This is a genomic window from Paenibacillus sp. FSL F4-0100 (assembly GCF_037993005.1).
In the GTDB taxonomy this organism is placed as follows: Bacteria; Bacillota; Bacilli; order Paenibacillales; family Paenibacillaceae; genus Paenibacillus_AQ.
This window is the reverse complement of record NZ_CP150303.1, coordinates 2,838,984-2,860,360: the sequence shown is the minus strand read 5'-3', so window position 1 is coordinate 2,860,360 and position 21,377 is coordinate 2,838,984. Positions and strand designations below refer to the sequence as shown.

General features: G+C 47.5%; 23 protein-coding genes. 8 read left to right on the top strand and 15 right to left on the bottom strand.

The window, feature by feature from the left end:
* Positions 1-7 precede the first annotated feature (7 nt).
* The 6 genes from MHH48_RS12790 to MHH48_RS12765 all read right to left on the bottom strand — a co-directional run bounded on the left by MHH48_RS12790 (position 8) and on the right by MHH48_RS12765 (position 7,121).
* Positions 8-988 carry a GNAT family N-acetyltransferase gene (locus MHH48_RS12790; RefSeq protein WP_076321123.1) on the bottom strand — a complete coding sequence of 327 codons (981 nt, stop codon included), beginning with the start codon at positions 986-988 and terminating at the stop codon, positions 8-10.
* A gap of 262 nt (positions 989-1,250) precedes the next feature.
* On the bottom strand, positions 1,251-2,465 hold the full coding sequence (locus MHH48_RS12785; protein WP_076321122.1) for an MFS transporter: 1,215 nt from the start codon (positions 2,463-2,465) through the stop codon (positions 1,251-1,253).
* Positions 2,466-2,775: 310 nt separating this feature from the next.
* Positions 2,776-3,606, bottom strand: a complete 831-nt coding sequence (locus MHH48_RS12780) for an ABC transporter permease (protein WP_076321121.1) — start codon at positions 3,604-3,606, stop codon at positions 2,776-2,778.
* A 5-nt stretch (positions 3,607-3,611) separates the two neighbouring features.
* The gene (locus tag MHH48_RS12775) at positions 3,612-4,385 is read right to left on the bottom strand and encodes an ABC transporter ATP-binding protein (RefSeq protein WP_076321120.1); all 774 of its coding nucleotides are present in this window, start codon (positions 4,383-4,385) and stop codon (positions 3,612-3,614) included.
* 41 nt (positions 4,386-4,426) lie between these two features.
* Positions 4,427-5,431: an ABC transporter substrate-binding protein gene (locus MHH48_RS12770; RefSeq protein WP_076321119.1), complete on the bottom strand. Its 1,005-nt coding sequence runs from the start codon at positions 5,429-5,431 to the stop codon at positions 4,427-4,429.
* A 172-nt stretch (positions 5,432-5,603) separates the two neighbouring features.
* Positions 5,604-7,121, bottom strand: coding sequence for a carboxypeptidase M32 (locus tag MHH48_RS12765; protein WP_076321118.1), 1,518 nt, complete (start codon positions 7,119-7,121; stop codon positions 5,604-5,606).
* Between the two features lie 131 nt (positions 7,122-7,252).
* Between MHH48_RS12765 and MHH48_RS12760 the strand changes: the two genes are divergently transcribed.
* The 5 genes from MHH48_RS12760 (at position 7,253) to MHH48_RS12740 (ending at position 9,760) form a co-directional block, all read left to right on the top strand.
* Positions 7,253-7,582 (top strand): iron-sulfur cluster biosynthesis family protein, encoded by a 330-nt coding sequence (locus tag MHH48_RS12760; RefSeq protein ID WP_076321117.1) that lies wholly within the window; start codon positions 7,253-7,255, stop codon positions 7,580-7,582.
* Positions 7,583-7,622: 40 nt separating this feature from the next.
* Complete coding sequence (locus MHH48_RS12755; RefSeq protein ID WP_076321116.1) at positions 7,623-8,192, top strand: carbonic anhydrase; 570 nt, start codon at positions 7,623-7,625, stop codon at positions 8,190-8,192.
* Positions 8,193-8,396: 204 nt separating this feature from the next.
* Complete coding sequence (locus MHH48_RS12750; RefSeq protein ID WP_076321115.1) at positions 8,397-8,975, top strand: PadR family transcriptional regulator; 579 nt, start codon at positions 8,397-8,399, stop codon at positions 8,973-8,975.
* Positions 8,976-9,031: 56 nt separating this feature from the next.
* Positions 9,032-9,478 (top strand): hypothetical protein, encoded by a 447-nt coding sequence (locus MHH48_RS12745; RefSeq protein WP_076321114.1) that lies wholly within the window; start codon positions 9,032-9,034, stop codon positions 9,476-9,478.
* Positions 9,479-9,481: 3 nt separating this feature from the next.
* A complete protein-coding gene (locus MHH48_RS12740; protein WP_076321113.1) occupies positions 9,482-9,760 on the top strand; it encodes a YxcD family protein in 279 nt (92 codons plus the stop codon).
* 192 nt (positions 9,761-9,952) lie between these two features.
* Here the strand turns inward: MHH48_RS12740 and MHH48_RS12735 are convergent, their stop codons facing one another.
* Genes MHH48_RS12735 through MHH48_RS12720 form a run of 4 tightly spaced genes read right to left on the bottom strand, consistent with a single transcriptional unit; the run spans position 9,953 to position 12,245 of the window.
* On the bottom strand, positions 9,953-10,405 hold the full coding sequence (locus tag MHH48_RS12735) for an immunity 63 family protein (protein ID WP_076321112.1): 453 nt from the start codon (positions 10,403-10,405) through the stop codon (positions 9,953-9,955).
* Positions 10,406-10,454: 49 nt separating this feature from the next.
* A complete protein-coding gene (locus MHH48_RS12730; protein WP_076321111.1) occupies positions 10,455-11,756 on the bottom strand; it encodes a PQQ-binding-like beta-propeller repeat protein in 1,302 nt (433 codons plus the stop codon).
* Positions 11,753-11,989 (bottom strand): bacteriocin immunity protein, encoded by a 237-nt coding sequence (locus MHH48_RS12725; RefSeq protein WP_076321110.1) that lies wholly within the window; start codon positions 11,987-11,989, stop codon positions 11,753-11,755. The genes MHH48_RS12730 and MHH48_RS12725 overlap by 4 nt, the downstream gene beginning before the upstream one ends.
* Positions 11,958-12,245: a hypothetical protein gene (locus MHH48_RS12720; RefSeq protein ID WP_076321109.1), complete on the bottom strand. Its 288-nt coding sequence runs from the start codon at positions 12,243-12,245 to the stop codon at positions 11,958-11,960. Before MHH48_RS12720 ends, MHH48_RS12725 begins: the two co-directional genes overlap by 32 nt.
* A gap of 109 nt (positions 12,246-12,354) precedes the next feature.
* Here MHH48_RS12720 and MHH48_RS12715 point away from each other — a divergent pair, with 109 nt between their 5' ends.
* Entirely contained in the window at positions 12,355-12,582 is a 228-nt protein-coding gene (locus MHH48_RS12715) for a helix-turn-helix transcriptional regulator (RefSeq protein WP_076321108.1), read from the top strand.
* Between the two features lie 207 nt (positions 12,583-12,789).
* Here the strand turns inward: MHH48_RS12715 and MHH48_RS12710 are convergent, their stop codons facing one another.
* Complete coding sequence (locus MHH48_RS12710; RefSeq protein WP_076321107.1) at positions 12,790-13,932, bottom strand: DUF4179 domain-containing protein; 1,143 nt, start codon at positions 13,930-13,932, stop codon at positions 12,790-12,792.
* Positions 13,919-14,458 carry a sigma-70 family RNA polymerase sigma factor gene (locus MHH48_RS12705; protein WP_256720405.1) on the bottom strand — a complete coding sequence of 180 codons (540 nt, stop codon included), beginning with the start codon at positions 14,456-14,458 and terminating at the stop codon, positions 13,919-13,921. The genes MHH48_RS12710 and MHH48_RS12705 overlap by 14 nt, the downstream gene beginning before the upstream one ends.
* 480 nt (positions 14,459-14,938) lie before the next feature.
* Between MHH48_RS12705 and MHH48_RS12700 the strand changes: the two genes are divergently transcribed.
* Positions 14,939-16,777 (top strand): UbiD family decarboxylase, encoded by a 1,839-nt coding sequence (locus tag MHH48_RS12700; RefSeq protein ID WP_076321106.1) that lies wholly within the window; start codon positions 14,939-14,941, stop codon positions 16,775-16,777.
* Positions 16,778-16,940: 163 nt separating this feature from the next.
* Here MHH48_RS12700 and MHH48_RS12695 read toward each other — a convergent pair whose 3' ends face one another.
* Positions 16,941-18,569, bottom strand: a complete 1,629-nt coding sequence (locus MHH48_RS12695; RefSeq protein ID WP_076321105.1) for an AraC family transcriptional regulator — start codon at positions 18,567-18,569, stop codon at positions 16,941-16,943.
* A gap of 109 nt (positions 18,570-18,678) precedes the next feature.
* Positions 18,679-19,686, bottom strand: a complete 1,008-nt coding sequence (locus tag MHH48_RS12690) for an ABC transporter substrate-binding protein (RefSeq protein ID WP_076321337.1) — start codon at positions 19,684-19,686, stop codon at positions 18,679-18,681.
* A gap of 243 nt (positions 19,687-19,929) precedes the next feature.
* Between MHH48_RS12690 and MHH48_RS12685 the strand changes: the two genes are divergently transcribed.
* A complete protein-coding gene (locus MHH48_RS12685; RefSeq protein WP_076321104.1) occupies positions 19,930-20,457 on the top strand; it encodes a GNAT family N-acetyltransferase in 528 nt (175 codons plus the stop codon).
* 37 nt (positions 20,458-20,494) lie between these two features.
* On the opposite strand, the gene MHH48_RS12680 is transcribed toward MHH48_RS12685, so the two are convergent.
* Positions 20,495-21,292, bottom strand: a complete 798-nt coding sequence (locus MHH48_RS12680) for a formate/nitrite transporter family protein (protein WP_076321103.1) — start codon at positions 21,290-21,292, stop codon at positions 20,495-20,497.
* Positions 21,293-21,377: the final 85 nt, after the last annotated feature.

Below are 21,377 nucleotides of genomic sequence, written 5' to 3'. Positions count from 1 at the left end.
TTGATGTTTACAGCTTATGCACCATCTTGTAATTCCCGGGCTCCGCCCGGAAACCGATAAGATCACGGTTAATTCGAAGCATCGGGACGTTCATGGAATCGTTATGCGTTCTCAAATAAGGGACTCCGCATGCACGTGCTGTTTGAATGCCGAGCAGCTTTAAGGCAAGCGCGATGCGGCGGCCCCGGTACTCCGGCAGAACACCGGTATATTCATGATACATCGCCTGCGTCTGCTCGTTCTGTTGCAATGTGACGACACCGATGTAGCGGTCGCCGTCCTTGGCGATATGGATCCATTCCGGGCGCACTCGGCTGTGTCCAATGCTCCATTTCTTCCATTCTTCAAACCAAGGGAAATCGCCGGAAAAACCCGGTATATCCGGCTGCGTAACCTTGTACAGCTCATAGAGCTTTCTTTCCCCGTCTTCTCCCGGCTCATCGGCTAATGTAATGAACTGAATTCCGGCCCGCTCTGCCTCTTCAACCGCAACAAACAGGTTGTCGTCGTCAAACGATGCCAGATCCAAAACGGATTCGAAGATATGGCGCTCCTGTACGTAACCTCGACGTTCGGCAAAAGCTGCCGACGAAGCGTCCGTTTCTCTCAAAATAACGGTCAGCTGAGAGGCTTTAACCTCTGCCGCCCATTGGTGAAGCGTATCGTACATCGCCTTGCCCACCATGTTCCCACGGCTTTCCGGGTGTACGACAAGGGTGAGGAATAATTCACCCGGCTCCGTCCAAGGTGCCCTCCAAACGATAGCGTAAGCAACAACTTGCCCCGACTCATCTTCCGCTACCCATTTGGGACGATCCCATCCTGTCAGTTCGCCCTTCTCATTGTAATCCAGCTTTCCCGGAGGGATTTGGTCCTCCTCTTCCTTCAAAAGTTCTGCCGTTATCGGTTCCGGCCAAACCGTATTGAGCAGCGACGCAACCGCAGCATAATCGTCGGGCTCTCTCATCTTTCGAATTATAAATTTCATCGCTATCATTTCCTCCAAGTTTTCCTAACCCATCCCAAAGACATTATCCCATACCCCGAGGCTTCTTTCAGGGTAAAATATGGATTTATTGAAAAATTCACAGCCGATTTCCTAGCCACATAAGTTAAGAAGTTCTTCAATTAGCACAGATAAATTCTTCTCCGTATAAATCTGGTGGGTAAGGGGAGTACATATGCATACCGGGCTTACATAAAAAAGAACGAATCCCTACGGTGTGGAATTCGTTCTTTCATGCTTTAATTTATTTAACTTCAACGGGTTGCAAAACCTCACTTGGCTCTTTTTTTAGAGTCAACATGACGATAAGGGAAATGCAGTATAAGGCGGCTAAGTAGATCATGACGACCGTCATATCATAACTTTGAAGAATATAGCCGACAAAGATTGGCGAAAACCCTCCAATGGCTCTACCGAAGTTAAAAATCGTATTTGTCGCCGTACTTCGAATTTGCACAGGATAGAAGCTGCTAATTAAAGCTCCATACCCGGCAAACATGCCATTCGAGAAGAAACCGACAATCGCGCCACCGATTAAAATGGCAACACTTCCAGCAGCATAGGAGTATAAAAACACAGCACATGCAGAGGCAAGCAAGAAGATGCCAAAAGCACGCTTTGCACCAAATCGGTCCATAAACAGGCCGAACGCAAGCATCCCAATAATCATGCCAACCGCTGTACTAATGGTCCAAAGAGCAGAACTTGAAACGGATAAACCTTGAGATTTCTGCAGCATGGATGGCAGCCAAATCATCAAACCATTGTAGCCGGCAATTTGCACCGTTGCCATAATAATCAATGAAATTGTTGTCAGCGATGTTCTAGGCGTTTCAAATAGTTGAGCCAGCTTGCCTTTTTCATGTTGTTTGTTGGTTTCTTTATTTTTTTGGGCAGCCAGCCACTCTGGAGATTCTTCAAGGTTCTTTCGCACAATAACGGCGAAAATGACAGGTACCACTCCAACAAAGAATAAAGCTCTCCATCCCAAGAACGGAAGAATGACAGCACTTAGCAACGCTGCTAAAATAACTCCGTACTGTGCACCTACACTCACATACGAGGAAGCTCTTCCTTGTTTGTTTTTCGGCCAAGCCTCAGCAACGAGAGCCATACCAATTCCATATTCGCCCCCTGCGCCAAGACCTGCGATAAATCTGAAAATATATACTTGTTCAATATTCGCTGCTAATCCCGTTAAAGCCGTTCCAATTGCAAACAACAAGACGGTATTCGCAAACACCTTTACCCGCCCAAACTTATCAGCTAAAATCCCAAAAATAATACCGCCTAGCAGCATGCCGATATTCGTTATGGAAGAAATCAGTCCACCCGTTGCGAAGTCAATGTTAAATTCTGAAATAATCATTGTCATCGCAAAGGAAACAAACATAATGTCCATTCCTTCCAACGTTAAACCAGCTACTGAAGCTACTACTGTCTTCTTACGATAATCCATTCTAGCGTTCCTCCAAATTCTTGATGATAAAATTCTCTTTTAGCGTGTTTGAGGGAATGGATTACACAAGACTTTTCCATTCTCTTTTGAAGCCTCACAGGACTCCCTTTAAAAGAGGTACTTAAGCAAAATAAAAAGCCCTTCTTGCACAGAGGGCAAAAGGGCATGCGAAGACATAGATATTATTAGCCTAAAAATATCACGTAGCCCTTTTCAGCCTCTCTGGACTGTATTAAAGGAAAATTTATTTCGTGATACATACTAGCAAAATAGTGCAGATCATGTCAACCTCCTTGAATACCCAGTTCAGTTAGCCTCGCATCAGGATCCGTTCTATATATACCACCATTTGATACATAGCTGTAGCTACAACGGCGATAATGAGCAGACTCGACAACACAAGCGTAAAATTGAATACCTGAAAGCCGTACATAATCAAGTAACCGAGACCCGATTTGGCGACCAGGAATTCCCCGACGATGACGCCGACCCACGCCATGCCCACGTTGACCTTAAGCGTTGACACGATCGTCGGATAGGAAGCCGGCAAAATAACTCGCTGAAACACCTGGCGCTTGGTTCCGCCAAAGGTCCGGACGACCTTGATCAGATTGGAATCCACCTCATGAAAACTGTTGTAAACAACAAGCGTGGTCACGATGACCGTGATGGATAACGTAGTGACGACAATAGCGGTAAAACCCGCGCCAAACATCACGATAAATATGGGTCCCAGCGCCACTTTCGGCATACTGTTGAACACAACCATGTAGGGATCCAGAACCTTGTTAAGAAACGGTGACCACCAGATGAATACGGCCAGCAGCGTGCCTACCAGCGTGCCGAGCAGGAATCCGACAACCGTCTCTCCTACCGTGACCCCCAAGTGCCCCCATAACTCGCCGCTGATCATATTCCCCCATATGTTGGCAAAAATTTTGGTCGGATAGCTGAAGAGCAGCACGTCTATCCATTTGAATCTGCCTGCCGCTTCCCACCAGATAAAGAATAGCAGCAGCAAGCTAAGCTGGACGGTCAGCACGCGTGTGCGCATACTTTTCTTTCGCTTTATATGCTGAACATAAATATCCTGGAGCCAGCCCTTCGAAGAAGAAGCAGAAGGCTCATCCCTTGTTGTCATAAGCTTCACTCCTTCCCGATCGTTTGCATTTCGCCCCAGATCTCATGAAACAATTCGTTGAACCCTGGCTCCTTACGAGCATAAAAAGGCTGCACCCGGCGTATGTTCTCGGGAATATTGAACATGCGGTGAACCCTCCCCGGGTTGCGGTTCAGGAGAATGACACGATCACTCATCGCAATCGCTTCAGACAAATCATGGGTGACCAGAATGGCGGTTTTCCCCCGCTCCTTCAAGGTCTCCACGATCAGATCCTCAAGCTGCAGCTTCGTCTGATAATCCAGTGCGGAGAAAGGTTCATCCAGCAGCAGCAGGCCCGGGTCTGTCGCCAAGGTCCTTACGAGTGCAACCCGTTGTCTCATTCCGCCTGACAGCTGGGCGGGATAGAGATTACCGCTGTCCGCAAGACCCATCTCCTTGAGCAAACTCTGTACCACGCCTCGGCTTTCTGGATTCAACCGCTCCGTCAGTTCCAAGCCGATCAAGGCGTTATCCATAATGGTGCGCCAAGGAAATAAATAGTCCTGCTGCAGCATGTACCCAACTTCCGGCGACGGTCCGTTTACCGGTTTGCCGTTCACGTAGGCGACTCCTTTGGATGGCTGCAGCAAGCCGGCAATGACAGACAAGATGGTGGTCTTGCCGCAGCCGCTAGGCCCAACCAGGCTGATGAACTCCCCCGGTTCCACCTTCAATTGAATTCCTTCCACAGCCAGAGAGGCTTCCCGATCCGTGACATATGCGTGAGCGATATCGTTCAATTCAACTACCGGTACCATTGGTGCTCTCTCCTTTCGTTCTATGGATTAGGAGTACTTCATTATTTAGCTTGTTTCGCTTTCTCGGCAAAGCTGTTGTTGACAATTGTGTCAGGCGCAACCCGTTCTTTCAGTTCCCCGGCTTTCTCCATCACGTCCAGCAGATTGTTCCATTCCGCCTCGTCCACGATCGGATCGGTTGCATAGCTGCCTTGCTCCTTGTAGCGTTTAACGGAGGACACCACGATGTCGCGGTCGCTATCCTTGAAATAAGGCATGATCGCATCCGCGATATCTTCCGGGCTGCTTGCATCCACCCATTGCTGTGCCTTGTAAAGGGCATTCGTAAACTTCTGCACCGTTGCATCGTTTTTGTCGATATAGCTCTGCTTTGTCATGAATACGGTATATGGCAAACGTCCGCTTTCTACGCCAAAGGACGCGACCACCTTGCCCCGGCCTTCTGTTTCAAATATGGATGCCTGCGGCTCAAAGAGCTGAACAAATTCACCTGTACCGGAAGCATAGGCAGAGGCGATATTCGCAAAATCGATATTTTGAATCAGCTCCAGATCCGCGTGCGGATCGATTCCTTTTTTATTCAAGGTAAACTCGCCTGCCATCTGCGGCATTCCGCCTTTACGCTGACCGAGGAATACTTTACCCTTCAGGTTGTTCCAGTCAAAAGCACCCGATCCGTCTCTTGCCATCAGAAATGTCCCGTCCGTCTGCGTCACCTGTCCGAAGTTAATGACCGGATCTTCAGAGCCTTGTTGATACACATAAATCGAAGTTTCCGAGCCGACAAGTGCCACATCGATGGCTCCCGACAACAGGGCCGTCATCGTTTTGTCTCCGCCAGGGGTCGTCTGCAGCTCCACATCAAGCCCCTCTTCCTTAAAAAATCCCTTTTCCAATGCGACATACTGCGGCGCATAGAAGATCGAGCGCGTCACTTCGCCAATCTTGACCTTCGTAGCCGATCCGCCGCCACCGCACCCGGCAAGCGCCACTCCGCAAACAAGCAGCATGGTTAACGCCAGCCCCCACCATTTTTGACGCTTCATCGTAACCCTCCATTTCCCATTAACCCAATGTTTCTTTTCAGCATATGCAAGCGCCTGCCCAAAGGTTAAACGCCTGATAGAGTATGCTGGCGGATGTTGAATGGCATTATGGATAGTCCTACCTACAAAAAAACGCAGCCACTTGGGCTGCGTTTGTCGTTTATAGTGATAATTAAAGTTTGTAAATCTCTTTATACTTCTCTTCGAGATAATCGGCCAGATAGTCCGGATTCAGTTCTTCTCCGGTGACGCGTACGATAATCTCGGACGGCTTCTCGCTCTTTCCGTACTTGTAAACCTTGTCTGTCAACCATTCCTTTATCGGAGCCAGATTCCCCTCCTCGATGAGCTGATCGAGGTTCGGCAGTTCTTTGCGCATCGTATGAAGCATCTGAGCCGCATACATGTTGCCGAGGGAGTACGAAGCAAAATATCCGAAATCCCCTCCGGACCAGTGAACGTCCTGCAGAACGCCCATTCCGTCGTTCGGCGGCATAATGCCGAGGTATTCCTTATACTTCGCGTTCCAGGTCTCCGGAAGATCCTTCACCGCCAACCCTTCGTTAAAGAGCATTTTCTCAATCTCATAACGAATGATGATGTGCAGGTTATAAGTAAGCTCATCCGCCTCAATTCGGATCAGAGAGTTCTCTACCTTGTTCGCGGCCAAATAGAAATCCTCGATGTCCACGTCCTGCAATTGTTCAGGGAAATGCTGCTGCAGATCCGCGAAATAACGGCGCCAGAATGGACGGCTGCGACCAATCATATTTTCCCACAGACGCGATTGAGATTCATGGATGCCCATCGAGGTACCACCGGAGAGCGGCGTACCTGCAAGCTCCTTATCGATATTTTGCTCGTAAAGGGCATGCCCTCCCTCATGCAAAGAGCTGAATACCGCACTTAACACATCATCCGGAAGATACATGGTCGTGATGCGTACGTCACCTGGATTCAGGCCCGTCGCAAACGGGTGCACACTCTCGTCCAAACGTCCCGCTTCAAAGTCGTAGCCCATTTGCTCCAGCAGGAACAAGCTGAATTTCTCCTGCTGTTCTTTCGGGAACAGCTGTTTCAAGAAGTCCGTTTTCGGCTTGAAGGGCGATTCCTGAATCGCGTGAACTAGCGGGACCAGACGTGCTTTCAGGCGCTCGAAGATGGCATCCACCTTTTCCACTGTTAAATCCGGCTCGTACATGTCAAGGAGTGTGTCGTATCTGGTATTTTTCACGCCCCAATATTCAATAAACTCTTGCTTGAACGCAACAATCTTCGTTAAGTAAGGTTCGAAGCCTTCAAAATCGCTGTTCTTCTTCGCTTCCTCCCACTTCGTTTCCGATTGGGCGGCGAGAATGGAATACTCCTGAAAGCGTTCAGGCGGGATGGATTTGCTCTGATCGTACACCTTGCGGGCTTCCGCAATCATGCGGCGTTTGCGATCATCCAGCTGTTCTGCCTGTTTCGGCTCCGAAAAAAATGATAACAGCTGACCCATCTCTTCCGATATTTGCAGCTTAAATGCCTCTGTGGATAGAACCCCGATCGTTTCCGAACGGATCTCGGTTCCCTTGCGCGGAGCACCCGTCCGTAAATCCCAGTGAAGTAGGCCAATAGCTTCGTAATAACTCATGATTTTGTGAACCAATCGATCAAATTGTTCCCATTGTGGTAAATGTTGTACTGCCATTCCGGCACACCTTCTTTTTTTTTAATAATAGGATTCTTCTATACTCTATTGATGATACTTTTTACAAGGTATATAATCAACTTCCAGAAAGAATAAATAACAATATACATATAAAGGAGTGTCAGGATGCCGTGAATATTCAACTCACCCCGCAAGCAGAGCTGAAGCTGAAGGAGAAACTTGGGGACAAACCGGGCGCAATCAGGCTGATCTATGACACGGAGGGATGCGGATGTGCCGTCAACGGCTTCCCAGGCCTGCGTATTGTAGATGAGCCGACGATGGAAGATATCGCTGTCGAGACAGGCAGCCCGGTGCCGTTTATCATGAACCGCAAGCAGGCCGTTTTTTTCGAAGAGAAGATGAGGCTCGACGCCGATCCAGCCACCTACTCCTTTCGCCTGGACAGCAGCGGACAGAACTACGGTACCAACATTCAAGTATTAGATGCCAGAGCATAAGAACAACAAATAAACAATAGATACAAAGGAGAGAAAATCGATGGAAAAACACCTTAACAGCATTCTGGAACACAATCGCAGCTTTGTAGAGAATAAAGAGTACGAATCCTACCTGACAGGGCGTTTTCCTGAGAAGAAACTCGTCATTATCACTTGTATGGATACACGATTGGTTGAACTGCTCCCTAAAGCGATGAATTTCAAGAATGGCGATGTCAAAATCATTAAAAACGCCGGCGCGATCATTTCACAGCCCTTCGGAAGTGTTATGCGAAGCGTCATGGTTGCACTGTACGAGCTGCACGCCGAAGAAGTCATCGTTGTGGGTCACTACGAATGCGGCATGGCTTCCTTGAACGCCGATGAGATGATCCAGCATATGAGAGACCGCGGCATATCCGATGAAGTGTTATCCACGCTCGAAAACTCCGGCATCCGGTTATCCAGATGGCTTCGCGGTTTCGATAACATTACGGACGGCGTAAAAAATACGGTGAGCCTGATCAAAAACCACCCTCTTCTTCCTCCAAACGTACCCGTTCATGGTATGGTTATCGACCCTAACACCGGCGCGCTGGATCTGGTCGTAGAAGGTTACGAGAACGAATAAATCAATCAAAGTCAAATGGAAGCACAAGCGCTTACGCGTTTGTGCTTTTTTAGTCACAATTTTGCCAAAAGCAGAGAGAAAGCCCCCTCCCCCGGTTGTCAAACCATACAGTTTCAGTGTACACTTTTTAACAACCGGACCGATAGGCGAATGACCATCCTCGCTTTAGCGTCCACGATATGCGTTTCAAAGGGAGTTATGTCCATGAATACGTTGTCATACGGCTTGTTAGGATTACTAGCAAGAAAAGAATCATCAGGATATGATTTGATGCTTCGAATACAGCCCTTTTGGCAAGCCAAACACAGTCAAATCTATCCCTTGCTGTCCAGCATGGAGGAGAAGCAGCTATTGTCCTCGCACTGGGTCCAGCAAAGTGATAAACCGGACAAGAAAATCTATGCGATTACAGACAAAGGCATGCAGAAGCTGCGTGAATGGATGTACCAACCTATCGCGCCTGCAGTCACCAAGGATGAGCTTTCTCTTCGGACCTTTTGCCTGTGGCTGACGGAGATCGGCATCGCCGTCGATATTTTCGAGGACCGCAGAATTGGGTATTTGGAGAAAAAACGTTATTATGAGCAGATTTTAGAGGGAATTCCGGAGGATACCCGCGAGATTGGAAGCAAGGCTTTCAGCAATTATGTACTCGCTACCAAAGGGTTGATGATGGCTGAAACCGAGCTGAAATGGTGTGATTGGGTACTGGAATTACTGAGACAGCAGCAGCACACAACAGCCTCAAAACATGGTCGTACAAATTTTGAAACCTTATCGTGACTCGTCCGTATTACTCTTTATTACTCTAAATTTACTGGGAGGTTCGACAGAACACGATGAAAAAAGTATTGACTATTCTTGTAGCGATTACATTGTTCTTTGTAGCACTGACACCTGATTCCGCAGATGCCCGCAGAGGCGGCGGAGGTTTCAAATCCGGGACCAAGACATACAACAGCACTCCGAAAAAGAATAATAACAATAATGTTCAACAATCGAACAACCGTTCCAATACTACAGGGGCGGCCGGCAGCACGGCAAAACGCGGATTCTTCAGCGGCGGCAGCTTGATGAAAGGACTTATGATCGGTGGTCTAGCTGGTTTGCTCTTCGGCAGCATGTTCGGGGGTATGGGCTTCATGGGCGAAATCATGGGACTGCTCATTAACCTGATCGCAATTTGGGCTTTGATTATGATCGTTATGGCTGTTGTACGCTCCGTGAAGAATCGTCGTAAACAAAACGAACCTCGCGACAACAACAATAACAACAATCGGTACTAATCCATGATTTTGAGCATGGACGAAATCGTCAATGCAGTCTGCCTTCATCAGGCGGAGCGCAGAGGCGTCAAACCAACCGATGTATCGCTTGAGCTTAGCTGGGATGAAGATACCGGATATACAGGTGAAGTATGGGTCAGCGGTAGGAATCAATATTTGATTGAGGCTAACCTCATCGAAGCCATTCTCCGCTACCTGTACTCCGAGTACAATATCCGCGCTTACAGCGAACAAGTACGACTTGAGCTGGAAGACGAAATTATCGCCATCGTTCAGCAATAACCTGATGAATCGATAAAGCAGCCGCTTCGCTACCATGCGAAGCGGCTGCTCTTTGATTACAAACAATAGGATCAGTTCGTACAGCGCGCAAAGGTTCCGTCCAAGAAAAGCGCTTCAACCATATCGGCGCACCTCTCCTATATACGAGCAATACGGTCATCATTAGCTTCATACAGTGCCCGTGCCTGCGTGCTATCCCGAATTCGGCGTCTCCAGCTCTTTACGTTTGCCCGCCTTATGCCATTCCTCATACTGTCCACCGATCTGAAGGAAGGATTCATGGATCATGTCCGTCATTTCTTGGATTTCGTCCTTGGTATATTTCAAATGGGTGTTTACATTATCCACCTTGTATTTTTGCAGAAGCTTAATATGGGCAATCGTATGAATGGTATCCTCCAGGATCCAGAAGATCACTTCATCGGTATCCTTGGTCCTCTTGCTGAGCATCTGCACGCCTCTTTCATACATAGCGAGCTCATAGTCCTGCTCTCCAACCCGAACAACCGGACTCAAATCACCTATATAACCTTCTTCAAAAGGTAGAGTGGCCACTCTCTCGTATTCAGAATCATACATGGAAGTATTATGAAGCAGATGAAGAATTCGATCAATCATTTCTTGTTTTGTAAGCATAATGGACATCTCTTCCCCCTTTAGGAGTCGCGTAAATGACGCAGGATTGTTTACGGTTTTACCAAGACAAGGGCTCTGAGTTCTTCCAGAATATCCAGCGGTTGGTTTCACAAATCGGGGCTGTGCCAATACTGTACTCATCCCGGACGCCGCTTGCCAGGTTAATCCGGTGCAGCATACCGCCATAGGTACCGACCAGCAGGAAATTCTCATCCGGCGTCGCGATCAGCCCTGAAATTGTACTTCCTACAAAGTAACGCCATATTTCTTTACCCTCATAATTGATATAACGGAGGTATCCATAGGCATCGCCAAGAATGCCTCCCTCCTTCAGCGCTACGCCGGCGTACACGCGCATTTCTTCATTTATCGGCAGTCCTTCTGCAAAGGCTCCCGTTTCTACAGCATACAACGGTACGGATATCGTATCCCCGTTGTAAAAATGGCAAGCATTAAACCATACGGAACGACCATCCTGCGTAAACAGGCTATAATGCGGATAACTGGAATGCGGCTCTATTCTGTACAACTGCTTCCCATCCAGGTCCATCAGCAGATGCTCGCTGGACTGGCTGCCATATGCCAGCCACCTGCCATCCCTCGAGACAGCGCCATGCGCCATGGCGATTCTCGTGTCCTCAAGCTCATCTTCCCGAAGTTCAGCAGCGTCCGGATGCATTAATTGCACGCTGGAGTCTCCCAGCAGGTAAATGCCATACTCGCCAACGAGCAGAACCTGCCGCCCATCGTTGAACGGAATGATTTCATCGAGAATATCATAAGGTCTCTCTTCATCAGCCAGTGATTCAAGATCTTTGAGATCAGCCTTCAGGCGGCTGCAAATATCCTGCCATGTAAACTTCGCAACCAATTGCCCGTTCAAGGAAGTATCCGGCAAAAATATCGTCCGCACCCCATTCTCATCGGCTACTGCCAAGTACTGTCCATCTGCGGAACTTCCTGCACAGCCGATTCCCGTTAACTCGGTTATGCCATCATTACCTACGACATAGGCGAACCGTCGCTCCCATGAAGCTCCAGTTTGCAGCAGCACGTGACCATCTTCCCATGAATATACGGGCTTCACCGCCTGTGTCTCCTCCTTGAACTCTCCTGTCAATGGCCAGGACGCGGGCGGCAGCTCTTCGCGAAGCAGAGCCGTTTCACCGGCTTCATTGGCGGAAGCGATCATCTTAACCACTTCTTGGGCCATGGCCTGGCGCCGATCCTCTTCGATCGCAGGCGGTTCCTCCTGCCAATTGGTCTCCATCCCTATGCGTACATATTCATTAACGTCGGCGGCATAACGTTTGCCTTCCGCGCGCCACGCTTCCGCTGTTTTCCGGTCCAACCAACTCATTCGCGGTCCCCCCTGTTTGTACTTATGTATATCGGTTTGTAATGGAAAGCTTCTTTAACGATTTCCTCCGGCGTCAGATCTTTTTCCGGCCAAAAAATCAAATTGCTAATGTCAGGGTGAGGAACATTCCGCTGCAGCAATTCTATCCATTCCTCCACCTCTTCTTCGCTACCATCCCCATTATACAGTCTTGTTACCAGATCAACGATCTGCGCTCTCGTTAATTCGCTCATGTACGGCTCCTTTCTTGTCATCGATCCAGCGCCGAATAAATTCCTTCTCAGACTTATTCAACCGCTTAAACGATTTTTCAAAAAAATACAGATACTTGGAATGAAATTGTTTTAGCTTCTCTATTTCGCCAACAGAGATAGCTTCCTTAATTGCATACGTTAGTTTCCCATAACTATCTACGATAATTTCTGAACTTAGAATAACATCAATCATTAACTTCCCTTCGGGATCAGCTGCCTTCGTTTTTTTCTCCATCTAAGATTTCTTTACTCCTCAACCATTGTTTCATAAATTTTATGCGAAAAACGCATAAATATCAATATGCAATTTTCGCATAAACTAAACTTTGCATGGGTGATATATGATGTATAAACGAATTCGAGGACTACGCGAAGACAGAGATCTGACACAACAGCAGATGGCGAATTATTTGCACATTTCTCAAACAACATACTCTCGATACGAAAGTGGAAATTTGGATGTACCTAGCTCAGTATTGATCAAACTAGCGGATTTCCATGACGTAAGCATTGATTACATACTTGGCCAGACTGACATTGCAAAGCGTAATCACAGCAAGAAAGAAAAGTAACACCAAGATCATGGGTGGGGGCTATTTCTCATTATAAACATATCGACGCTGTTCGTGGTGCGACTTTGCTTATTCCAACAAAGATGAGCACCATATCGAATGCTCGGATTATCCCCCCCGTTGCAAGGGAATTTCAAGTATAGTTAAAAACAGAAAAAGCCGAGTCTAGTAGACCGGCCTTTCTTTCGTTTTGCATTTATTCAAATGCTAATAATTGTTCAATTTTTTGCCTACAGCTTTGGTTTCAATAGGCACGGTTATTTCTAATTCCTTAATATATTCCTTCTTAAACCCGTTTTTTGTGTTGCTGATATAAGGCTTTATGGTTATTGCCTTCGGGATGTGTGTAAACGGCTCATACATTGATTTTGAATAGATGCCGTATTTCTTCGGGTCCTTAGAGCTGCCTCTGGCACCGATTGGTTTCATGGAAATACCTTGATCATCCACCAGTTCATATTCCATATTCAGAAAACCTGTAGTCAAATATTTTTCAGGAACAAGATTTAGGTCAGCCTTTACATTGATAACTACTTCAGTCGTAATGGGAGTAAGTCCAATTTTTTCGATCGTTAACTTCAGATTGTCATGTGTTTTGGATAAACCCGGGTCCTCGACATAAAAGGTATTCGATGTGTTCTTAACGACAGGCACGTTGAAATTGAAAGGTTCTTTGATTCCTTTAATTATCAATGTTACAGACAAATGGAACGTATCGGGGAATGGGGCGTTTTCCTCGGCGTAACTCGAATCATCCGTAAAGATCAGTACAGAATCTTTTTCTCCTGTAGCGCTCATTCCAGCGGGTAGAGGCTCTCCTTGATATTCCATGTAATAATATTCAATCCCCCGAGATGAATAAAAATGACCCTCAGGCCTTATGGGTTCATACAAAGGCTCTTCGAAGTTCTTGCTCGATTCACGGGTGGCCACCATTGCTACCCGTACTCCGTCATATATGACATTCGTAATTTTCATGGTAACGCCATCATGCGTATCCTTGATGTCGACCGGCGTAACGAACCCCTGACTTTCAGCAGTCTGCAAGCCGGCATCCTGATTTTGAAATATACTGCCGATCAAGGGGATTTGCCGGAGAGATTGGGCAAGGGCTGGTGAAATGAGTCCGGACGCGATGATGGACGAACCCAGAACGGCAACGGTCAGAACGGATAACAAAGCGATTTTAACTCCCCGGCCTCTTTCTCTCCTTATATAGCGGCGTCTTGCAGGCATCTCCATATTGACGATGGTATGGTACGTCTCGTCGATCCGGTTTCGAACCATTTCGGGCATTTGACTTTGTTCCTTCCGTTTCAAGGTATCCATTTCGACTTCAAAACGCTCCATAATTCAACTTCCTTTCCCGAGATTGATCTAACGATGCAAGAAGGATATTGCGAGCCCGATACAGGCGATTTTTTACGGCGTTTACCGATATGTCCAGGATATGTGCGACATCCTTGATTGGGATATCCTGTAGATAGTGCAGTACGACGACAATTCGAAGGGATTCATCCAGCTGATCAACTGCTTCGCGCAAATCGATTTTTTCATACTCTTTGACATCGGAAGATAGGACATGTATGTCTGCCATCGTTTGGGTACGAGCTCTCTGTCGTAATATCTCGTTGCATTGGTTGATCAGTATGTGACATATCCACGTTTTGAAATAAGCAGGTTTTTTCAAGCCATATATGGCTTTGTAGGCTTTCAGCATCGTTTCCTGAATCGCATCCGCACAATCCTCGTCTTGTCTGAGCATTGAGCGGGCAATGGAATAGAGGGTTGATTCTACTCCTTGCAAGAGTCGAATAAACGCTTCACGGTCACCCGCTTGGGCCGATACGACCTCTTGCTCCATTTCTGATAACAATTGAACCTCGCCTCTTTCTTCTATGATTTTTTCAGTTTGCTTATATTTATTAGATCGCGAATCTAGACCAAAGGTTAGATTCTAATTACACGGGTTTTCATGTTGCGAAGGGATTGCAGGAATACATGACATTACAGTAGTAAATTAAGTAAATGTGGCCCTTTTTGATATAATTTAAATTTTGTTAGCATTGGGGCCGCCTATGGATGTGACCTTATTACGGAAGGAACTGAGCTGCTATACAACAGAGAACGCGACAAGAACAATGATTGTTAGCTGGTTCAAACAAAATAAATAAAGAGCTCGATTGAAATGATGAGATCGCCTTGTCGTTTGCTTCACACTCTGGGACAGGGTAATTTTTTATGATATGTCCATTCGTCCCGTCTATATTAGGTATCATTGACCTGTGCTGTGAGATTGTCGATAATAGTAGATAGTAGAATAAATTCACTATCTTCAAGGGATTGGAGCTATGTAATGAAATATCATAATCTGGAAGAATGCATCATAGATCTGGAGAAACATGGCCATTTGGTTCGTATACATGAAGAGGTTGATCCACATTTGGAAATGGCAGCCATACATATTAAGGTCTATGCCGCAGGCGGCCCGGCGCTGTTATTTGAAAATGTTAAAGGTTCAAGGTTCCGCGCGGTCTCCAACCTGTTCGGTACGATCGAGCGTAGCAAATTCATTTTTCGGGAAACCTTCGAATCCACACAAGACGTGATCGCGCTGCGCAACGATCCGATGAAGGCGCTCAAAAATCCGTTCAAATATATCGGGACGGGATTAGCAGCTAAAACCGCGTTACCTATCAAAAAAACGGGGGCATTGCCACCCGGATTTCAGGAAATCCAAATTTCCGATATGCCGTTAATTAAGCACTGGAAGGATGATGGCGGTGCTTTTGTCACGCTGCCTCAAGTCTATTCGGAAGATCCGGAGAAGCCGGGCGTCATGAATTCCAATCTGGGCATGTATCGGGTGCAGCTCACAGGCAACGAATATGAAATAAACAAGGAAGTTGGCATCCATTACCAGATCCACCGGGGCATCGGCATCCATCAAGCGAAGGCCAATAAATTGGGGCAACCACTTAAAGTAAGCTGTTTCATCGGGGGTCCCCCTGCGCATACGATTTCAGCGGTTATGCCGCTGCCGGAAGGCATGAGCGAGCTGACCTTTGCCGGTTTGCTGTCCGGACGCCATTTCCGGTACAGCTATGTTGACGGCTACTGCATTAGCCACGATGCGGATTTCGTCATTACAGGGGAAATCTACCCGGGTGAAACCAAGCCGGAAGGTCCTTTTGGTGATCATCTGGGCTATTACAGCCTTGTCCATCCGTTTCCCGTCATGCGAGTGCACAAGGTCTACGCCAAACAACAGGCGATCTATCCATTTACGGTCGTTGGAAGACCTCCGCAGGAAGATACGTCCTTCGGCGAACTGATTCATGAGCTGACCGGCGGGGCCATCCGGCAAGAAATCCCGGGGGTCAAAGAGGTTCATGCGGTGGACGCTGCTGGGGTACACCCCTTGCTCTTTGCCATCGGCAGCGAACGCTATACCCCTTATCAACAAGTGAAACAGCCGGCTGAGCTTCTCACGATTGCCAATCGGATATTGGGCACGGGCCAATTGAGTTTAGCCAAGTATCTGTTCATAGCGGCCGAGGAGAACCAAACCTTAGACACGCATCAGATCGAGGATTTCTTGGCCTATATATTGGAACGAATCGATCTGCACCGGGATATCCATTTTCAGACCAATACTACGATCGATACACTCGATTATTCCGGGACCGGGCTTAACACCGGGAGCAAGGTCGTATTCGCGGCGGTCGGGGATAAAAAAAGAGATTTGTGCCAAGAGGTGCCTGAAGCCTTGACGGATCTGCCCGGATACTCGCCAGCCAAATGGATCATGCCCGGCATTGTCGCGATCCAGGGAGCCCCTTTTACGAGTTATGCCGAAGTGCGGCAGGAAATGGAGCGTCTAAACGAGGTGATCCGTGCGAGAGGTTCCATCTCCTCCTGTCCGATGATCATTCTGTGCGATGACAGTGAATTCATGAGTGCGACAGTAAGTAATTTCCTGTGGGCAACCTTTACGCGCAGCAATCCTTCCCATGACATTCACGGCTTGAACAGCCGCTATGAGCATAAGCATTGGGGCTGTGATACGGTCATTATCGATGCCCGTACAAAACCGCATCAGGCTCCGCCATTAATACCGGATGAAGAGGTTGAACGCAGCATCAAGCGTTTATTTGCGGACGGAGGCAGTTTAAGTCGGATTCAGTTACGTTAAACCCAAACGAGCTTTTAGAGTTCTTCTTGCAGCCGCCTATAGGATGAAATAAAAAAGGGCTGGTCCTTAGTCATATTGACTTTGGGATCAGCCTTTGTTTTTCTTATACGGAACGTTATATGGATGATAGTTGGTTCATCATGCGCAATCTATTAAAAGCGTCCTATGTCAGCACCCTCAGCACGTCCTCAATCTTTTTCCCATGAGAGATCACCCCATAATTCATCCAGGTCAGAAAATCAACCTCATACACGCAGCCGCTCCTAACTGCCGGAAGTGATTGCCATTCTGGGGCATCGAGCAAACAACGTTCCTCGCCTTCCCAGGAAGAATGACGCTTGTCGAACGTAATAAACAGATGATCGACATCCAGCAGCTTCAGACATTTCCTGGACAGGATCGCATTCCGGGCATCCCTGGACAACTGCTGAACAAGTGGATGCGGGGTCAGACCCAGATCCCCGTACAGGATTGGCCCCGTATACCCGTGATACGGACCCGAATATAAACTGATTCCAAGCGCCGATATACGAAGACAGGCCACGGTTTGGGCATGGACAGAGCGCTTAAGGAGTCTCCTGGCTTCACTAGCTCTATATTCGTATTGTGAGATGACATCCTGCACTCGGTCCTTCCTACCCAGCAGGTCCGCCGATTTACGCAGTGTCATGCGCCAATCCTCACTCGCATGCGGGAACTCATACGTTGGAGCTAGCCGTCCCAAGCCGTCGTCAGACATCCAGCGCCTGAACCCCCTATCCATCATAATTAAGTCCGGCTTGTGACGAGCAAGTTCATCGATATCCTCCTGCTCAATATCAATTACAGGGACATCATGCAGACCAAGGTAATCCTGTCTCCCCCATCTGTAGTGAGCGCATTGCACGACCGGTGTTATGCCGAGGGCTACCAGAAAATCTTCAAGGAATGGCGCAAATACCCGCATCTTCTCCTGATGACGTTGACGGCGATATTGTCCGGGAGAAATCCCCACGGTTTGTTTGAATCGACGATTAAAATAATATTCGTTGTTAAAACCAACAAATTGTGCAATATCCAGCAGCCGATCATCTGTCGCCAGCAGCAACTGTTTTGCCCGGTCAATCCGGACCCCGTTCAGATAATCAAGGGGGTACTTGGTCGTGATCTTTTTAAAAATCCGAGTATATTGCCAGCGTGCAACGTTCGCAAGCTCTGCCAACTGCTCCACAGTCCAATTATTTCGATAGTGCTCTTGTAGATGTTGAATCGATTTCTCAACAGCCTGGCGCATATTCGTATGGTGAGCAGCGTTCTGATTCTGCCGAAATAAAAACAGCATGAACGCCTGAAAACGCACATGAATGTCGAAGGATTCCAACTCGCTATAGGTATCGCGCTGCCGATAAATGCCCTCCAGGTATTCAATACATTGAGAGAACGGGAGACATGACCATTCGGCCTGATGCTGGTACGGAGCAAATTGAGGGTTTCGTACAGGCAATGCCTGTCCAGAGGGAGTTCCCTCCATCCTCCAAAGTTCATAGGTTAACAGATAGAAACCCATGCCCTCCGTTTCAGAATGAATACGTGCTGTTGAGCCGGGGGTTATGTGATAACTTCGACCTTGCCGCATGTGAAACTCCGTTTCCTCCAAGTGCAGTCGCCCCGTGCCGGCCGTCAAAATCAGCAGTGTGTGCTCGTTGTCAACCAGAATTTCTTGCTGCCAACCCGTAGATTGCGTATGAAGCTGAATATCCTTCAATACATAAAATAAAGAAGCTCGGTTAAGCGAGCTGGTTTCCGCCTTCATTTCATCTACCCCTACCCGAGAATCTATTCATACATAGTGCAAAGAAACAGAAAGCTCGTCAACGCCGTTGACAGCTTCCTGTTTCTATTCCAATACGGAGATCATCTCCTTATTGGACAAACCACTTCAAGAGATCGTCGGCTTTCATCATATTGGCTGTGACGGCACCCGATTGCCAATGAGTTCTGTCCGCCCTGTACACATGTCCATTTTTAACAGCGGGAACCGACTTCCAAAGCGGGCTGCCGAATACTTGCATCGCTTCTTGATTCTCCTCCGAGTCCCAATTGCCGTTGGATGGAAAGATAATGATATGATCAGCATCCAGCTCAGGGATTTTCTCTTCGGATAGTATGGCATGAAATTCCGTCATATCTTTCGCAAACGGATGCGGAGTCAAGCCCATTTCTTTGTAGATATTGCCGGTATACCGGTTATCAATGCCAAAAAGGGCGAGCGTTTTATCCCCAACATTTAACCGGAGCACGGCTACTGTCTCATCACCAACAGCCTGTTCCAGTTTTTCCTTGGTATCAGCCATCTTCTTGGTGTATTCGTTATGTACATGTTTGGCCTCTTCAGGAATGCCAAGAACATCACCAATCGTCTCAAGAATTTCTGCTGGGCTCTGCAGGATGGACTCTGGCAGCCGATACGTAGGAGCTATTTTGGAATAAAGCTCATATTTTGCCGAATCTGCTGCTCCGTCGACAATGATCAAATCCGGACTTGCCTCCAGCAGCGATTCTATACTTCCCGTTATATCAAAGGTCGGGACTTCCAGCCCCAAGTAATCCTGTTTCCCCCAGCTTGGATGATACCACTGTACAACAGGTGTAACTCCTAGAGCCAGCAGATAGTCCTCCAGATAGATCCCTACTACCCTCTTCGGATTTACTGGTATTTCGACCTCACCGAACTCATCCTTCATCATTTTGGTTTCAACAGCCCCTTGTTTTGTCTCGTCCTGAGCGACCTGCTCCCCAACCTTTTCCGTGAATTGCCCGGAAGGTGCTGCACCCTCCTTGTCCTGCGGTGTTCCGCATCCAGCCAGAGCAATCACCAGTACAAGTAATGCTATCATCCATCGGGTATTCTTAGGATATGACCTTGCCATAAATCGTTTCTCCCCTTGCCTGTTGTTAAAAGGTACGAAAGAGATTCTTTTGTTTATACTGATTATGATAATCATTCTCATTTCGTTCAGGAACATTGTATCTCACTCCATGTGATCAAACAATACATTTTCTCAAATCATTTCTTATACAAACGCGAAATAAGAGCTCCCTGTCAGGAGCCCTCTTCTCTTCCTAAATAAATCTCAATATAATGATTACTATATCTACCTGGGAGGAAGAACATGTTTCCAATACTAGAGACTAATCGTTTAACGCTGCGGGAAATCCAACATCAGGACGCTGAGGCTATCTATAGCTGCTTCTCGAATGATGAGGTCACTCGATATTACGGACAAGACACGTTGACTACCCTCGAGCAGGCTCATCAAATCGTTGAGCTCTTCGCAAACAACTACAAGGAGAAACGCGGGATTCGATGGGGCATCGAAAGGAAAGACGCGCAAGGTCTCATTGGCACGATTGGGTATAACGTATGGTCTCCGCGGCATAAGAGGGCCGAAATCGGATATGAATTACATCCTGAATTCTGGGGGCAAGGTTATGCAAGCGAAGCTGCTTCCGCCGTCATCGCATATGGTTTTCAGGAGCTTGGCCTGACGCGTATCGGTGCCGTTGTTTTTATGGAGAACCAGGCTTCCCACGCGCTGCTGACCAAACTCGGTTTTGAAGCGGAAGGTATCCTTCGCCAATATATATATCAAAACGGCGTGGCACACGATACGCGGGTGTACTCATTATTAAAAAACTAACCACTTGCGTTAGGGGTTCTACATAAACCTCTAAGCTTCATTCACCCGGAGATTCCTTGGCATCCAGAAACGGTTTGTTCACAAAATAATACATAAAGCCCATCAAGAGCACGCCGCCAACCAAATTGCCAATCGTTACCGGGATCAGGTTATGCAGTACGCCCTCCAGTGAAATCGTGCCGGGATGATTCAGCACGAGCGCAATGGCAAAGGTGCACATATTCGCAACGCTGTGCTCATATCCGGAAATGAAGAAGCAGAATACAAACAGCATCATGGCAAACATTTTGGCGCCGTCGCCCTTCAGCGACATCGGGATGAAAAAGGCAAGGCATACGAGCCAGTTGCACAGAATTGCCCTGAAAAACAGCTGCACTGTCGGGGTGGTCATTTTGTGCTCAACCACATCGAGCAGGAATCCGTTCACGGATGAATCCATGAATAGTCCCGTTAAGAAAATCAGCAGCGCAAACGTGCACGCCCCCAAGATATTCCCTGCGTAGCTGAAGACCCACAGCTTGACGACCTCCAGCCACCTTAATTTCTTGCGCAGAGCGGCATACGTGTAGTAGAACGTATTCCCCGTAAACAAGTCCCCTCCCCCATACGCGATCAGAATGATCGCCGCGCCAAACGTAATGGCGGCCATCGGGTAAGTCAGAGGGGAATGCTCCAGATAAAAGAAGTTGCCTGTCTTAAACGCAACAATGACGCCAAAGCCGATAAACATGCTGGCGAGCATGGAGCGGGCGATGTAACGAAGATGGCTTTGTTTGAAGATTTTGTGTTTTTTGAGAGCTAGCTGCTCCACCTTGAGTAATGATTCGGTTTCCATAATTCCTCCTGAAAAAGTCGGTTCTATATAGATTACACGATTTTTCCAATAATTCATATCACCTCATGCATCATTACCCCATTTT

Bases quoted from the DNA above. Each gene is read 5' to 3' on its own strand.
- MHH48_RS12695 (WP_076321105.1), bottom strand. From the start codon at position 18,569: ATGAAGGCGGAAACCAGCTCGCTTAACCGAGCTTCTTTATTTTATGTA.
- MHH48_RS12700 (WP_076321106.1), top strand. From the start codon at position 14,939: ATGAAATATCATAATCTGGAAGAATGCATCATAGATCTGGAGAAACAT.
- MHH48_RS12770 (WP_076321119.1), bottom strand. From the start codon at position 5,431: ATGAAGCGTCAAAAATGGTGGGGGCTGGCGTTAACCATGCTGCTTGTT.
- MHH48_RS12785 (WP_076321122.1), bottom strand. From the start codon at position 2,465: ATGGATTATCGTAAGAAGACAGTAGTAGCTTCAGTAGCTGGTTTAACG.
- MHH48_RS12690 (WP_076321337.1), bottom strand. From the start codon at position 19,686: ATGGCAAGGTCATATCCTAAGAATACCCGATGGATGATAGCATTACTT.
- MHH48_RS12685 (WP_076321104.1), top strand. From the start codon at position 19,930: ATGTTTCCAATACTAGAGACTAATCGTTTAACGCTGCGGGAAATCCAA.
- MHH48_RS12740 (WP_076321113.1), top strand. From the start codon at position 9,482: ATGATTTTGAGCATGGACGAAATCGTCAATGCAGTCTGCCTTCATCAG.
- MHH48_RS12750 (WP_076321115.1), top strand. From the start codon at position 8,397: ATGAATACGTTGTCATACGGCTTGTTAGGATTACTAGCAAGAAAAGAA.
- MHH48_RS12715 (WP_076321108.1), top strand. From the start codon at position 12,355: ATGTATAAACGAATTCGAGGACTACGCGAAGACAGAGATCTGACACAA.
- MHH48_RS12745 (WP_076321114.1), top strand. From the start codon at position 9,032: ATGAAAAAAGTATTGACTATTCTTGTAGCGATTACATTGTTCTTTGTA.
- MHH48_RS12775 (WP_076321120.1), bottom strand. From the start codon at position 4,385: ATGGTACCGGTAGTTGAATTGAACGATATCGCTCACGCATATGTCACG.
- MHH48_RS12755 (WP_076321116.1), top strand. From the start codon at position 7,623: ATGGAAAAACACCTTAACAGCATTCTGGAACACAATCGCAGCTTTGTA.
- MHH48_RS12720 (WP_076321109.1), bottom strand. From the start codon at position 12,245: ATGGAGAAAAAAACGAAGGCAGCTGATCCCGAAGGGAAGTTAATGATT.
- MHH48_RS12765 (WP_076321118.1), bottom strand. From the start codon at position 7,121: ATGGCAGTACAACATTTACCACAATGGGAACAATTTGATCGATTGGTT.
- MHH48_RS12790 (WP_076321123.1), bottom strand. From the start codon at position 988: ATGAAATTTATAATTCGAAAGATGAGAGAGCCCGACGATTATGCTGCG.
- MHH48_RS12730 (WP_076321111.1), bottom strand. From the start codon at position 11,756: ATGAGTTGGTTGGACCGGAAAACAGCGGAAGCGTGGCGCGCGGAAGGC.
- MHH48_RS12780 (WP_076321121.1), bottom strand. From the start codon at position 3,606: ATGACAACAAGGGATGAGCCTTCTGCTTCTTCTTCGAAGGGCTGGCTC.
- MHH48_RS12680 (WP_076321103.1), bottom strand. From the start codon at position 21,292: ATGGAAACCGAATCATTACTCAAGGTGGAGCAGCTAGCTCTCAAAAAA.
- MHH48_RS12725 (WP_076321110.1), bottom strand. From the start codon at position 11,989: ATGAGCGAATTAACGAGAGCGCAGATCGTTGATCTGGTAACAAGACTG.
- MHH48_RS12735 (WP_076321112.1), bottom strand. From the start codon at position 10,405: ATGTCCATTATGCTTACAAAACAAGAAATGATTGATCGAATTCTTCAT.
- MHH48_RS12710 (WP_076321107.1), bottom strand. From the start codon at position 13,932: ATGGAGCGTTTTGAAGTCGAAATGGATACCTTGAAACGGAAGGAACAA.